The sequence below is a fragment of the Lysobacter auxotrophicus genome (assembly GCF_027924565.1).
Taxonomy (GTDB): domain Bacteria; phylum Pseudomonadota; class Gammaproteobacteria; order Xanthomonadales; family Xanthomonadaceae; genus Lysobacter_J; species Lysobacter_J auxotrophicus.
In genome coordinates, this window is the sequence record NZ_AP027041.1 from 697,852 (window position 1) to 711,849 (window position 13,998).

Annotated in this window: 12 protein-coding genes; 6 read left to right on the top strand and 6 right to left on the bottom strand. The window is 69.4% G+C overall.

Annotated features, from left to right (window positions below; all coding sequences use genetic code 11):
- Window positions 1-215 precede the first annotated feature (215 nt).
- The 4 genes from LA521A_RS03050 to LA521A_RS03065 all read left to right on the top strand — a co-directional run bounded on the left by LA521A_RS03050 (window position 216) and on the right by LA521A_RS03065 (window position 4,102).
- On the top strand, window positions 216-1,532 hold the full coding sequence (locus LA521A_RS03050) for a tryptophan--tRNA ligase (protein WP_281780913.1): 1,317 nt from the start codon (window positions 216-218) through the stop codon (window positions 1,530-1,532).
- Entirely contained in the window at window positions 1,529-1,840 is a 312-nt protein-coding gene (locus LA521A_RS03055) for a hypothetical protein (RefSeq protein ID WP_281780914.1), read from the top strand. Before LA521A_RS03050 ends, LA521A_RS03055 begins: the two co-directional genes overlap by 4 nt.
- Before the next feature lie 92 nt (window positions 1,841-1,932).
- Window positions 1,933-2,910 carry an MBL fold metallo-hydrolase gene (locus tag LA521A_RS03060; protein ID WP_281780915.1) on the top strand — a complete coding sequence of 326 codons (978 nt, stop codon included), beginning with the start codon at window positions 1,933-1,935 and terminating at the stop codon, window positions 2,908-2,910.
- A 91-nt stretch (window positions 2,911-3,001) separates the two neighbouring features.
- Window positions 3,002-4,102 carry a GGDEF domain-containing protein gene (locus LA521A_RS03065; RefSeq protein ID WP_281780916.1) on the top strand — a complete coding sequence of 367 codons (1,101 nt, stop codon included), beginning with the start codon at window positions 3,002-3,004 and terminating at the stop codon, window positions 4,100-4,102.
- Window positions 4,103-4,237: 135 nt separating this feature from the next.
- Here LA521A_RS03065 and LA521A_RS03070 read toward each other — a convergent pair whose 3' ends face one another.
- The 6 genes from LA521A_RS03070 to LA521A_RS03095 form a co-directional block, all read right to left on the bottom strand.
- Window positions 4,238-4,624, bottom strand: a complete 387-nt coding sequence (locus tag LA521A_RS03070) for a VOC family protein (RefSeq protein WP_281780917.1) — start codon at window positions 4,622-4,624, stop codon at window positions 4,238-4,240.
- A 184-nt stretch (window positions 4,625-4,808) separates the two neighbouring features.
- Window positions 4,809-6,221, bottom strand: a complete 1,413-nt coding sequence (locus tag LA521A_RS03075; RefSeq protein WP_281780918.1) for a dihydrolipoamide acetyltransferase family protein — start codon at window positions 6,219-6,221, stop codon at window positions 4,809-4,811.
- Window positions 6,222-6,329: 108 nt separating this feature from the next.
- A complete protein-coding gene (locus tag LA521A_RS03080) occupies window positions 6,330-6,692 on the bottom strand; it encodes an SH3 domain-containing protein (protein ID WP_281780919.1) in 363 nt (120 codons plus the stop codon).
- A gap of 4 nt (window positions 6,693-6,696) precedes the next feature.
- Window positions 6,697-7,725 carry an alpha-ketoacid dehydrogenase subunit beta gene (locus LA521A_RS03085; RefSeq protein WP_281780920.1) on the bottom strand — a complete coding sequence of 343 codons (1,029 nt, stop codon included), beginning with the start codon at window positions 7,723-7,725 and terminating at the stop codon, window positions 6,697-6,699.
- Window positions 7,725-8,795 carry a pyruvate dehydrogenase (acetyl-transferring) E1 component subunit alpha gene (pdhA, locus tag LA521A_RS03090; protein WP_281780921.1) on the bottom strand — a complete coding sequence of 357 codons (1,071 nt, stop codon included), beginning with the start codon at window positions 8,793-8,795 and terminating at the stop codon, window positions 7,725-7,727. Before pdhA ends, LA521A_RS03085 begins: the two co-directional genes overlap by 1 nt.
- Before the next feature lie 350 nt (window positions 8,796-9,145).
- Window positions 9,146-12,400 (bottom strand): lamin tail domain-containing protein, encoded by a 3,255-nt coding sequence (locus tag LA521A_RS03095; protein ID WP_281780922.1) that lies wholly within the window; start codon window positions 12,398-12,400, stop codon window positions 9,146-9,148.
- A gap of 212 nt (window positions 12,401-12,612) precedes the next feature.
- Here LA521A_RS03095 and LA521A_RS03100 point away from each other — a divergent pair, with 212 nt between their 5' ends.
- Window positions 12,613-13,503 carry a tryptophan 2,3-dioxygenase gene (locus tag LA521A_RS03100; protein ID WP_281780923.1) on the top strand — a complete coding sequence of 297 codons (891 nt, stop codon included), beginning with the start codon at window positions 12,613-12,615 and terminating at the stop codon, window positions 13,501-13,503.
- A gap of 17 nt (window positions 13,504-13,520) precedes the next feature.
- Complete coding sequence (locus tag LA521A_RS03105; RefSeq protein WP_281780924.1) at window positions 13,521-13,937, top strand: NUDIX domain-containing protein; 417 nt, start codon at window positions 13,521-13,523, stop codon at window positions 13,935-13,937.
- Window positions 13,938-13,998: the final 61 nt, after the last annotated feature.

Here is a 13,998-nt window from a genome sequence, read left to right on the forward strand (position 1 = left end):
CACCGGCGCGCGCAACCGGTCGCCGGCCGGGTTCGTGAGGTTCGAATGCAGGCGGACGCGCAAGCGGGCCGCCTTTTTCATTGCCTGCCGCCCGTGGCCCGCCGCCCGCGGAGCACTGGACGCCGCGGGCTTGCCGATCCGGCTGTGGGCCAGCGTCCCCGGCGCATCCCGCGCGGCGGGTACACTGTGGAGCCGTTTACCGCAGTCAGCGTTCCATGAGCCCCACGCGCGTCCTTACCGGCATCACCACCTCGGGTACCCCGCATCTGGGCAACTACGTCGGCGCGATCCGCCCGGCGGTCGCCGCAAGCCGCACGCCCAACGTGGAGAGCTTCTACTTCCTCGCCGACTACCACGCGCTGATCAAGGTGCAGGATCCGGCGCGCGTGCAGCGCTCGACACTGGAGATCGCCGCGACGTGGCTCGCCTGCGGGCTGGAACCGGACAAGGTGTGGTTCTACCGCCAGAGCGACGTGCCCGAGGTGCAGGAGCTGACGTGGTTCCTGACCTGCGTTGCCGGCAAGGGTCTGCTCAACCGCGCGCATGCGTACAAGGCCGCGGTGGACAAGAACCGCGAGGCCGGCGAGGACGACGACGCCGGCGTAAGCGCGGGGCTTTTCATGTACCCGGTGCTGATGGCCGCCGACATCCTGCTGTTCAACGCCAACCAGGTACCGGTCGGTCGCGACCAGATCCAGCACATCGAAATGGCGCGCGATTTCGGCCAGCGCTTCAACCATCTCTACGGCGAGCACTTCGCGATGCCCGAGGCGGTGATCGACGAGAACGTCGCGACGCTGCCCGGCCTTGACGGCCGCAAGATGAGCAAGAGCTACGACAACACCATCCCGCTGTTCGCACCGCGCGAAACGCTGAAGAAACTGATCTACTCGATCGTCACCGATTCGCGCGCGCCGGGCGAGGCCAAGGACGCCGATACCTCGAACGTGTTCCAGCTGTACCAGGCGTTCGCGTCGAACGAGGAAACCGCGGCGATGCGCCGCGCCTTCGCCGATGGCATCGCCTGGGGCGATGCGAAGCAGGCGCTTTTCGAACGCATCGATCGCGAGATCTCGCCGCTGCGCGAGAAGTACGACGCGCTGATCGCACAGCCCGCGCACATCGAGGCCATCCTGCGCGATGGTGCCCGACGCCTTCGCGAGCGTTACGCGCGACCGACGCTGGACGCGCTGCGCTCCGCGGTCGGCCTGCGCGACCTGTCGCAGGCACAGCTGGGCGGCAAGGCGAAAGTGGCCCGCACCACCGTGCCGACGTTCAAGCAGTACCGCGAGGCCGACGGCCGCTTCTACTTCAAGTTCGTCGATGGCGATCGCGTGCTGCTGCAGAGCGGCGCGTTCGATTCCGCGCGCGACGCGGGCACGCTGATCTCGAGCCTGAAATCCGGCGCCGCCGGCTTCGAAACGCTTGCGGGCGTCGCGTCGCCCGGCGAGGGTGTCACCGGCGATGAAGTGCGCGAGGCGCTGATCGCGGTGGTGGACGCCGAACGGGAAAGGAGCGCTCAGAAAGCATGAATCCGTTCGTCGAACTCAACCTCGCGCTGATCCTGTTCCTGCCGTGGTTCGCCATTCTCGGCGTGCTCTACTGGATGTTCCCGCGCCAGCCGCGCACCGCATCGCGCAAGCTGTTCGATGGCGTATCGCTGCTGCTGGCGTTCACGGCGTTCCTGCTGAGCCTGTACTGGTCGCACGCCAACGCCGATCCCGTCTACGGCAAGATGTGGCAGCAGATCCTCGCCACCGCGGTGGGCTACGGCGTGTTCCTCGCGGTGCTGACGGTGGCGTTCTTCGTGCGGCGTCGCTGGTTGCTGCGCACGCATTGAGCGTGCGGTAGCGCGTTCCGACCAAAGCCGCATCGCCGCATCACGTCCGGCGTCCTAGACTGCGCGGACGACCCACGAGGGAGCCGCACGGCATGAACGACGCGCACGGCATCGTCACCATCGACACTGGATTCCAGCGGCCGAATTTCGATGCCGCCTACCTCATCGTCGAGCACGGTCGCGGCGCGTACGTCGATTGCGGCACGCAGCATTCGGTGCCCGCGATGCTCGATGCGTTGTCGTGGCAGGGATTGCAGCCGCAGGACGTCGACTGGCTGATCCTCACGCACGTGCACCTGGACCACGCCGGCGGCGCCGGCGCGCTGATGCGCGCGCTGCCCAACGCGACGCTGGCGGTGCATCCGCGCGGCGCGCCGCACATGATCGATCCCGAACGCCTCGTGGCCGGCGCGACCGCCGTCTACGGCGAGGAGGAAATCGCCCGCAGCTACGGCGAAATCGCGCCGGTCGACGCCGCGCGCGTGCGCGAGGTGCGCGACGGCGAGACGCTCGAGCTGGCCGGTCGCCCCCTGCTGTGCATCGACACGCCGGGGCACGCGAAGCATCACCTGTGCGTGTGGGACGAGCGCAGCCGCAGCTGGTTCACCGGCGACACCTTCGGCCTGTCGTACCGCGAGTTCGACAACGCCCACGGCGAGCCGTTCGTGATCCCGACGAGCTCGCCGGTGCAGTTCGAACCCGAACCGCTGAAGGCGTCGATCCGCACCATGCTCGCGCGCGATCCCGCGGCGATGCATCTCACCCATTACGGCCGCGTCGGCGACGTGGCGAGACTGGGGCAGGATCTCATCGAGCAGATCGATGCGATGGTCGCACTCGCGCACCAGGCCCACGGCCATGCCGATCGCCACGAGCGGCTGGTGGAGGCGCTCGCCGCGCTCTACATCGAGCGGGCGCGCGTGCACGGCGCTCCGTTGACGCCGGAGGAGGTGCGCGCGCTGCTGGCGATCGACATCGAGCTCAACGCGCAGGGGCTGGAGGTCTGGCTCGCGCGCGAGCACGCCGCGGCGCGCCCTGTTCAGGTTCGCCCGGCGCCCACGGAAGGCTGAACACGGTTCGGCAGGCGCGCAGGTTGTGGGCGCCATCACGGGTCGGCAGGCTGGCCGGGAGTAGCCTTAGCGACCTTTTTTGGCGCCGACCATGTCCGCCCTGCGCTCTCTTCCCCCGCCGCCGTCCGACGAAGCGCGCCGCCAGGCCGCGCTGGACGCGTATGCGGTCGTGGGTTCGGTGCCCGAGCAGCCGTACGACGACATCGTCCGCCTCGCGGTGACGCTGTGCGACGTGCCGGCCGCGGCGATCTCGCTGATCGACCACGACCGCCAATGGTTCAAGGCGCAGATCGGCCTGGACGTGCGCGAGACCGCCCGCAGCGAGGCGATCTGCGACCGCGCGATCCAGCAGCCCGGCCGCACGCTGGTGATCGAGGACCTCCACCAGCATCCCGAGCTGCCGCGCCCGAGCATGCGCGTGGACGGCGATCCGCTGCGTTTCTACGCGGGCGTGCCGCTGCTCAGCCCGGACGGCCAGCCGCTGGGGGTGGTGTGCGTGCTCGACAACAAGCCGCGCACGCTCACCGACGCGCAGCGCGAGGGCCTGGAAGTGCTCGCGCGGCAGACGCAGCATCTGTTCGAACTACGCCGTTACGCGATGGAGCAGCGTCGCCTGCTCAGCGAACGCGAGGCCTTCGCGCAGCGGCTCGAGGACGCGCGCGCCGACCTGCAACGCCGACACGACCTGCTCGAACACAGCGCCACGCACGACGCGCTCACCGGCCTGCTCAATCGCGCCGCGCTCGCGCAGCTGCGTGACAACGCCGACGCCATGCGGCTGCTGCAGCAGGCGCCGTACACGCTGATCCTGCTGGACGTGGACCACTTCAAGGATGTGAACGACCGCTACGGGCACCTGCTCGGCGATCGCGCGCTGCGTGCGGTGGCCGATGCGGTGAATGCGTCGATCCGCGACGGCGACATCGCCGTGCGCTATGGCGGCGAGGAATTCCTCATCCTGTTGCCGGACACGCGCCTCGCGCAGGCCGCGCAGGTCGCCGAGCGCATCCGCCAGCGGATTTCGGTGGCGCCGTTGCCGTTCACGCTGACGGTGTCGATGGGCATCGCCGCGGGCGAGCCGACGCGCGACTGGTCGGAGCAGGTGTTCGATCGCGCCGACCAGGCGCTGTATCGCGCCAAGGCGACGGGGCGTAACCGCGTGGTCGTGGACGATACGCCGATACACGATTGAGCGAAGCGTCGCATCCTTGAGGCCGTCATCCCGACGAAAGCCGGGATCAGGCCATCAAGATCGAAAGCGACGGCGCACTTTCGGTAACGCCTCCGCCCGGATCCCGGCCTTCGCAAGGATGACGGCCGTGTGGACTCACGCCCACTCGTTGGGCTTGGACCGCTTCTCCGGCTCCTTCATCCGCACCACGCAGAAGCGCTGCCCGGTGGGCGCTTCCATCACCCACCAGCGCTTCACGAACGCCACCTTCTTCGCGCCGAGTTTTTCCAGGCGCTCGGCCTCCGCGTCGATGTCGTCGGCTTCGATATCCAGGTGCACGCGGGAAGGGTGGTCGACCTTCTGCACTTCGATGTACAGATCGCCCGGCGTGTCGCCGAAATACTGGTATTGCGCCGTATCGTCGCCGGCGTTGCGGTCGGCGATGGTGACGCCCAGCGCCTGCGCCCAGAAATCGGCGGCGGCGTCGAGGTCGTCGGTCTTGCAGTCGATGATGAAACCGGCGAGGCGGCTGCGGTGGGCCATGGCGGGACTCCCTTCGAATGCGGTGGGTCCAGCTTGTACAGCAGCTGCTGACAACCTGTTGTCAGCAGCTTTCACGTGCTGTCGATGTCGCTCCTGTAGCCCGGGTAAGCGGAGCGAACCCGGGGTTTCGGTGCCGTGCATCCCGGGTGCGGCTTCGCGTGACCCGGGCCGTAAACGCTGCGGATTACTGGGGAAGCGCCATGTCGTCCAGCAGCGCCTTCAGGAAGCGCGCCGCTTCGCCGCCCGTGCAGGCGCGGTGGTCGAAGGTCAGCGAGATCGGCATGCGGCGATGCACTTCGATGCCGCCCATCACCGCGACCACGTCGTGGCTGAGCTTGCCTGCGCCGACGATCGCCACGCACGGCGGCACCACGACCGGCGTCGCGTAGCGGCCGGCGAACATGCCGAAGTTCGACAGCGAGATCGTGTAACCGCTCAGTTCCGTCGCGGGAATCGTGCGGTCCTCGACCTGCGCGCGCAGGCGCTGGATCGCGCCGCGCACGCCGGTGCCATCGAGCATGTCGGCGTTGCGCAGCGCCGGGACGAACAGGCCGTCCTCGGTGTCCACCGCGATGCCGATGTCCACGTGCGGGTGCAGCGTGCGCGTCAGCGTCTCGCCGTCGAACCACGCGTTGAGCGCCGGCACGGTCTTGCACGCGGCGACGATCGCGCGCACCAGTCGCGCGGTGATGTCCTGCTTGCCGAGCCATGCGTGCAGGTCGGCGTCATCGCACAGCGTCGTCGGCACGACCTTCGCGTGTGCGTCGGCCATCACGCGCGCCATGTTGCGGCGCACGCCCTTGAGCTGTTCCGGCTGGCCGCTGGCGGAGGCGCCCGGCGGCTGCGTGCGCATCGGCTTGCCGGCCTGCGAGAGCGTGCTGCGCTGCGCGGGAGCCGGCGCTGCGGCAGGGGCCGGAGCCGGCGCGCGATCGGCCGCACGCGAGACCGGTGCGGCGCCCGGCTTCGCCGAACCATCGGCCGCCGCGCGCTTCACGTCGTCCATCGTCACCACGCCGTCCGCGCCGGACGCACGCACGCGTGCGATGTCGACACCGAGCTTGCGCGCCATCGCGCGTACCGCCGGCATGGCCTTTACGCCGCCGACCGCGACAGCCTGTTCGCTGCGCACCGCATCGGAGCTCTGCATCGCGCCGACCACCGTGCCCGAATCCGCGCGGGCCTCGCCCCCCGATCGGGTCGGGGGCAGGCTCTTCGGCGCTTCCTCGCCAGCATCGCTGATCACGCCGCCCTCGTCGGATGCGACCACCTTGTCGCCGTCTTCCGGCGCATGGCTGCCGGCGCCGTGGTGATGGCCGGTGTCCTGGCCTTCGGCGCGCTGCGGCATCGACGGATCGATCTCGAACTCGGCCAGCATCTTGCCGGTAACGATCACGTCGCCCGCGGCGCCGGCGAGCCTGATCACCTTGCCGGACACGGGCGAGGGCACGTCGACGACCGCCTTGGCGGTTTCCATCGACACCAGGTTGTCGTCGAGGCGGATCGTGTCGCCTTCCTTCACGTACCACTCGACGATCGTCGCGTCGGGCAAGCCTTCGCCGAGGTCGGGGAGCAGGAAGGTCTTCTTCGTGTTGGCCATACGGTCGTTGTCTCGTTGGAGTGCGGTGGTCGGCCCTCGCGCGGCGCGCGGCAGGACCGGGTGTGTCAGGGCTTCAATGCTGGAACGCGGAAAACGCGGCGACGGCGGTCATGCATCCTCGCCCTCGTCGTCGTCGAGCAGTTCGAGCGAGCGGGCGGGGATCCAGCCCTGGTGGCCGAGCGCGTTGCGCGCCCACCACCAGCCGGCGAGTTCGTACTCCAGCGTCAGCACTTCGTCGGCGGTCGCGTCGAGCTCGCGCGTGTCGTAATCGTCGAGCACGCTGGCCGGCCCCTGTTCGCGATCGAACAGCTTCGCCGGCACCCAGCCCTCGTGGCCATCGGCGATCGTGGTCCACACGAACTCCGGCCAGTCGGTATCCCGCTCGCCCAGGTGCACGGCGTCGCCACGCGCGAGCCGGATCGGCGAGCGATCCGGTGCGTTGTGCGAGACGACGACGCGTGCGTGGCGCATGCAGTCAGCTCGCTTCCAGCGTGCGCCTGGCCGCGGCGACGATGCGATCGACGCTCGGCAGGTACTTCATTTCCAGGCGGAACAGCGGGATGTGCGTGTCGTAGCCGGTCACGCGTTCCACCGGCGCGAGCAGGTCGAACATCGATTCCTCGGCCAGGCGCGCAGCGATTTCCGCGCCGAAACCGGCCGTCTTCGGCGCTTCGTGCACGATCACGCAGCGGCCGGTGCGGCTCACCGACTCGGCGATGGTGTCGAAGTCCAGCGGACGCAGCGTGGCGACGTCGATGACTTCGGCGCTGATGCCTTCGGCGGCGAGCTTCTCCGCCGCTTCCAGCGATTCCTTGACCTGCGCGCCCCACGTCACCAGCGTCACGTCGGTGCCGTCGCGCAGCACGTAGCACACGTCCAGCGGCAGCGCTTCGCCGTCGTCGGGCACGACTTCCTTGTACTGGCGATAGATGCGCTTGGGCTCCATGAAGATCACCGGATCCGGGTCGCGGATCGCGGCGAGCAGCAGGCCGTACGCACGCGCGGGCGAGGAGGGCATGACCACGCGCAGGCCGGGCACGTTGGTGAAGATCGCCTCGTTCGCTTCGGAGTGATGCTCCGGCGCGCGGATGCCGCCGCCCCACGGCACGCGCAGCACCATCGGGCAGGTGAGGCGGCCGCGCGTGCGGTAACGGAAACGCGCCGCGTGGCAGATGATGTGGTCGACCATCGGATACACGAAGCCGTCGAACTGCGACTCGGCCACTGGCTTCATGCCCTGCGACGCGAGGCCGACGGTGAGGCCGGCGATGGTGGTTTCGTCCAGCGGCGTATCGAGCACGCGCTCCGGGCCGAACTGCTGCTGCAGGCCGGCGGTGGCGCGGAACACGCCGCCGTTGACACCGACGTCCTCGCCGAGCACCAGCACCTTGTCGTCCACGCGCATCTCGTAGGCGAGCGCCTGCGTGATGGCTTCGATCAGCGTGATCGCCGTCGGGGTCGCGGCCTTGGCCGCTTCGATTTTCTTCTTGTCTTCCGCGTTCATCAGCGGCCCTCCTGTGCGAGCGCGAAGGCGCGTTGCGCCAGCAGGTCCGGCGGCGGATCGGCGTAGAGGTAATCGAACATCGCCTCGACCGGCTGCACCGGCGTTTCGAGGTAGGCGTTGATCTCGACGTCGACCTGCTTGCCGCATTCCTCGGCCCAGGCCTTTTCCTCATCCTCGCTCCACACGCCCTGCGCGGTGAGGTAAGCACGCAGGCGCGCGATCGGTTCGCGCGTCCAGGCGTCCTTCACTTCGCTCTCGTCGCGATAACGGCGCGCGTCGTCGGCGGTGGTGTGGTCGTGCAGGCGATAGGTCATGAACTCGATCACGCTGCCGCCTTCGCCGCTGCGCGCGCGTTCGCTGGCGCGGCGCATGCCTTCGAGCACGGCGATCAGGTCGTTGCCATCCACCTGCAGGCAGTGCAGCCCGCCGGCCAGACCCTTCTGCGCGAGGGTTTTCGCGCCGGTCTGCGCCGAACGCGGGACGGAGATCGCCCAGCCGTTGTTCACCACGCACAGGATCAGCGGCAGCTGGTACGCGCCGGCGGAATTGAGCGCGGCGTAGAAGTCGGTCTTCGACGAACCGCCGTCGCCGCAGCACGCCACCGCTAGCTGCTTCTGCTTCATCAGCTTGAACTTCAGCGCGGCGCCGGCGGCGTGCAGGCACTGCGTGGAGATCGGCACGCACCAGGCGTAGTCCTGCTTCGGGCCGGAGAAGTCGTTGCCGCGTTCGTCGCCGCCCCAGTACAGCAGCACTTCGCGCGGCTTCACGCCACGCATGAACTGCGCGCCGTATTCGCGATAGCTCGGCGCGAACACGTCGTCGGGCTGCATCGAGGCGCCGATGCCCACGTGCGTGGCTTCGTGGCCCAGGCAGCTGGCGTAGGTGCCCAGCTTGCCGGTGCGCTGCAGCGCGATGGCCTTCGCATCGAAGGTGCGCACGTACAGCATCTGCTTGAACAGCGGCAGCAGCGCCTTGGGATCGCGGAATGCGGGAGGGAGTTCGGCGACGGGCTTGCCGTCCGCGCCGAGGTATTGCAGGTATTCGATTTCGAAGGTCGCGGCGACCGTCATCGCGGGAGTCCTGACTGGGTGTCGGGTGACAGGGAGCCGAAGCGGCCGCGTCCCGGATCCAGTGCCGGCGCAGGACCGTTCGGAGGGCTGGGCCGGCGCGTGTCCGACCTGGCTCCGAGGCGCGCTGGCAGCCGGAAAACCGGGCCGGAGCAGCGCGCTGTTGGCCGCGATGATACCCAAGGCCGCGTCAAGGCCCGTTGCGCGGTGCGGCATGCAACTTTGCGGAAAAGACGCTAGATGCCGCCGGACGCGGCGGTATGGAGCGCGGCTGAATGCGGGGCTCGTGCCGTGTCGCGCAAAAGGAAAGGGCGCGGGATCGCCGCGCCCTTTCGCCAGTGCCGGAGCCGATCTCAGCGGCGGATCGCCACCCGCAACGTGTCCGTGTTGTCGGACGCATCCGGATCGGGCGTGTCCGAAGCGACGCGCGCGGCGAACTCCAGCTCGGTGCCCACCCGCGGGCGCTCGGGAACGACGATCGCGAAGGCGAACCACTGCACGCCCTGCGCCATGTCCACGATGCGCGAGCACTGCGCGCGGAAGCCCGTGGCGGTCGCCACGCGCGTGCAGGTCCAGCCCGACGGAGCCGCCACCGCCGCGGCGGACGCCGCGACGTTGCCGTCGATCGTCAGCGTGGGCTTCTGCGCGGCGTCCGGGCCCGCATTGCGTACCGGCACGAGGAACGTGGCGATCGCGCCGCGGCGCACCGGCAGCACGCCGCCTTCGATCCGCACGGACAGGTCGGCCGCGGTGACGATCGTGACCTGCGCCACCGTGTCGTTGTCGGCGTTGGCAGGATCGCGCGTCTGCGAGCGCGCGGCGACCGCCATGCGCACGACGGTGCCGTTCGACAATGCCGGCATCGGCGTGCGAAGCGTGAACGTCGCGTCCTGCTGCGATGCCAGCGACGCGAGCGTGCACGCAACCGATGTCGTCGTCGCCTCGTGCACGGGCGCGGCGCAGGTCCAGCCGGCGGGCACGTCGATTGCCGGCGTCACATTGGCATCGAACGCGAAGGCGGCGGCCGTGGCATCGGCGGCATCCGGTCCGGCGTTACGCACGGTGGCGGTCCACGTCGCGGTTTCGCCGGCGCGCAGCGTGGCCGGCGTCGCAGATGCGGTGACGGAGAGGTCCGCGCTGCGGAACTGCGGCACGCGGATCGCGATGCGCACCGGATCGTGGTCGGACACGCGCAGCGGCACCGACGCGTCGCCGTAGTGCGTCACGGCGAAACCGGCGTTGATGCGCGCGTGTTCCACGGTCACGGCGGAGGCGTCCATCACGACCGCCTCGTTCACCAGCGCATGGTCGAGCGTCTGCGCGTTGCCGCCGAACACGTACGACCAGCGCTGCGCGGGATCGGCGATCAGTTCCGAGCCGTCGATCAGCGGCGTCGTCACCGGGCTGTCGACGTAGGTCAGCACCTGGTCTTCCGGCGCCTGCGTGCCCTTGATCACGCCGAGCACGTCGACGTAGCCGTCGTTGAACTCGAACGCGTTGAAGTCGCCGACCAGCACGATCTTCCCGGCGGGATCGTTCGCCTGCCACTGCTGCACGAGGCCGGCCAGGTACGCCGCCTGCGCGCCGCGCTTGGCACGCACGCGCGCGCCATCGGTGCTCCAGCCGTTGCTGCCGGGCGCGACCGAATCGATGTCGCCCAGCGAGCGCAGGTGGTTCACCACGACGCTCACCGGATACACCGCGCCATTGGCGTGGTGCACGTTGGCGCGCAGCCGCAGCGGCGGGCGGTCGTTGAGCAGGCTGGTGCTGCCGTCGGGATTGGCGAGCGTCGCGTCCTTGCCGAATTGCACGACGTCGCGCACCTCGACGCGCGACACACCGGCGCCCACCGCGCGCGTGGCGACGAGGAAGCCGACGTTGATGCCGCCGACGTCGTTGCCCTGCGACAGGTAGGGCACGTACTGCGGCGCGCTCGCGCAGTTCGCGTTGATGCGCTCGGCGAGCAGGCCCAGCACGCGCAGGTTTTCGACCTCGACCACGCCGAGGATGTCGGGCGTCTTGAGGTAGTCGCAGATCGCGCCGGCCGTCTTGGTCAGGCGTTTGTCGAGCGCTTCGGGCTTGATCGTCGGCGCGCCGTTGTTGTCGTCGATCTCGTCGAAGAAGCGCAGCAGGTTGAAGCCGCCGATGGTGACTTCATCGCCCAGCGCATCGTTCACGGCCTGCGGCAGGCGGCCGCCCCCGGCGGTCGGCGGCGTCGCAGTGTCGGGCAGCAGCGCCCAGGTACCGCCGAAATAGTCTAGCACGCCGAGCAGGCCCGCGACGTCCGCGCCGGTGTCGACCGACAGCGCGAACGCGCCGACCTGCCCGCGGCTGCGGACCATCAGGCGTTCCGGGTTGGTGTCGAACAGCGGCGGGTTCTTGCCCTGCGGCAACGTCGCCAGCGCCGCGTCCATCACGCCGATGCCGGGCTCGCGGAACGGCGTCGGCACGTCCGGCAGCGTCACGTAGAACACGCCGTCGCTGCTCGCGGTGGCGTCGTCCTCGTCGATGCGGCCTTCGGACGGCCCGACGACGACGGCATTGCCGACGCTGACGCGCATGCCTTCCAGGCGTTCGAGCGTGCCGGGCGTGGCGTTGGGCGAAAGATCGGCGGCGGTGAGTTCCACCGGTGCGGGCAGGGCGATGCCGGTTTCGAGCAACTCGACCGTTGGCCCGGTGATTTCGGTGATCGTGAGCTGGTTGACGTTGGAGGCCGGGACGAATTCCTCGACCTTGCCCGTCACGCGCACGCGGTTGCCGACGGCCGCCGACGCCGGCGGCGCCGAACTGGTGAAGACGAACACGCCATCGGACGTCGCCGCGTCGCCGTCGTCGTTCGCGGCCTGCAGGAAGAAGCCGTTGTTGAATTTCAGCGCGGTGACGATGCCCTCGGTGACGACGCGTTCGCCCTCGTGCGGCGAACGAAGGCCGCTGCCCTGGATCTGCGCGATCGTGCGGGGCGTCGCGGGCTCCGGTTCCGGCGTGGTCGAGCCGCTGTTGCGTGGCGTCGGCGTGCCGGCGGTGAAATCCGCGTTGTTCTGGTCGGTGTCGGTCGCGCCGTTGCCGTTGCGCAGCGCGGCGGTGGCGGCGGTAAGCGTGGGCGCGGCGCCCGCGCCTTCGAAGAAGTTCGCGTTGCCGTAGCCGACCAGATCGGCGATGAGCGCGCGCTGTTCGGTCGAACACGGCACGCTGCCGCCGTTGCACGCCAGCGCGGTGGCCTGGCGCACGAGCGCGACCTTGCCGGCGCCGGCGGCCATTGCGGCGGGGCCGGTGGCGTCCGGCGTCGGGAGCGGTGCGCCGGCCGAGCCGCCGCTCATCGCGACGAGGAAATACTTGCCCGGTTGCACCGTCACCGACGGCAGCACCGCGACGCCGCCGAACGTGCCGGTGCCGGTCGCGCTGGCGTACTGCACCGACATGCCGGCCAGCGATGCGGGCGTCGCGCCGCGGTTGTAGAGCTCGACGTAATCGTTCGCGAAGACGGCCGTGCCGCCTCCGCCGCCGCCGTAGACCTGGCTGATGACGACCTGCGCCTGCGCGGCGCCGGTGGCGAGCAGCGATGCGAAACAGAACAACGCGGCCGCGCAGCGGCCCCTGACCCTGTCCATAGTCTTCCCCGTTGTCGGCCGCCCGGATGGGCCGGCCTGTGTAAGCACCCGGTGCCCGCCAACGCCCCTGTCGCGGACCGGCCGAGTCTGCCGCATCGTCCGTCGCGGGTATTTCACGCCGGTGACCACACCGCCTGCGCGGGGCGCCAAGCCCCGATGCGCTACCCTTTTGGCCCCCTGGCCGGAAGCCTCCGGCGCAACCCGAGCCTGCAATGACGGTCGAGAAGAACGAGCGCGAACTGGAATCGAGCATCCACACCGATTTCGAAGGGCGGATGAGCTATTCCGGTTACCTGCAGCTCGACACGCTGCTGTCGGCGCAGCAGCGGCTGTCCAGTCCGCCGCACCACGACGAGATGCTGTTCATCGTGCAGCACCAGGTCGCCGAGCTGTGGATGAAGCTGATGATCCATGAGCTCAAGGCGGCCACCGCGAACCTGCGCGAGGACCGCCTGGGCGAGTGCCAGAAGATCTTCGCGCGGTGCAAGAACATCCTGCGCCAGCTCACCGAGATGTGGTCGGTGCTGGAAACGCTGACGCCGTCGGAATACATGGAATTCCGCGAGATCCTGGGCCCGTCGTCGGGCTTCCAGTCGCTGCAGTACCGCACCATCGAATTCCTGCTCGGCAACAAGAACGCGTCGATGCTCAAGGTGTTCTCGCACGACGCGAAAGCCGAGGCCGCGCTGCGCGAGGTGCTGGAATCGCCGAGCCTGTACGACGAAGTGCTGCGTTACCTCGCGCGCCACGGGCACGCGGTGCCGGCGCGTCATGTCGAACGCGACTGGTCGATCGCCCACGTGGCCGACCCGGAACTGCTGCCGGTGTTCGAGCGCATCTACGAGGACACCGACGCGCACTGGGACGCCTACCACCTGTGCGAGGACCTGGTCGACCTGGAAAGCCAGTTCCAGCTGTGGCGCTTCCGCCACATGCGCACGGTGATGCGCATCATCGGCTTCAAGCGCGGCACGGGCGGTTCCAGCGGCGTGGGCTTCCTCAAGCAGGCGCTGGAGCTGACCTTCTTCCCGGAACTGTTCGACGTGCGCACGATGATCGGCGGCGGTCCGGCCTACCACTCGCCGGCGGCGCCGACGCCGTAACGCCGATGGCGCGCCGCATGCACGACTGCGTCGGTGCGTTGCTGGTGCGCGACGGCGCGATCCTGCTCGGGAAGCGCCGCGACGATTGCGACTGGCTCGCGGGCGCGTGGGACGTGTTCGGTGGCCATGTCGAAGAAGGCGAGAGCGGCGAGCAGGCGATCGCGCGCGAGCTGGCCGAGGAGCTCGGCATCGTCGTCGAGGTCGACGACCTGTGCCGGCTCGGCCAGCTCGAAGGCGAGGCGCCCGAACCGTGGCGGCTGCGGCTGTACCGCGTCGCGAGCTGGAACGGCGAGCCGGCGAACCTCGCCGAGCATTCGGAACTGCGCTGGTGCGCGCTGGACGACGCCCAGGACAAGCTGCGCGGCGCCCATGTCGACTTCCCGCGTTTGCTCGCTTTGGCGGTGGAAGCGGCCGCCGCGACCGGCCGGCCCTGATCGCGCCTGTTCAGCAACGATGCTGCGCCGCAGCACGGCTTTTCCGCATTCACGCACGTTT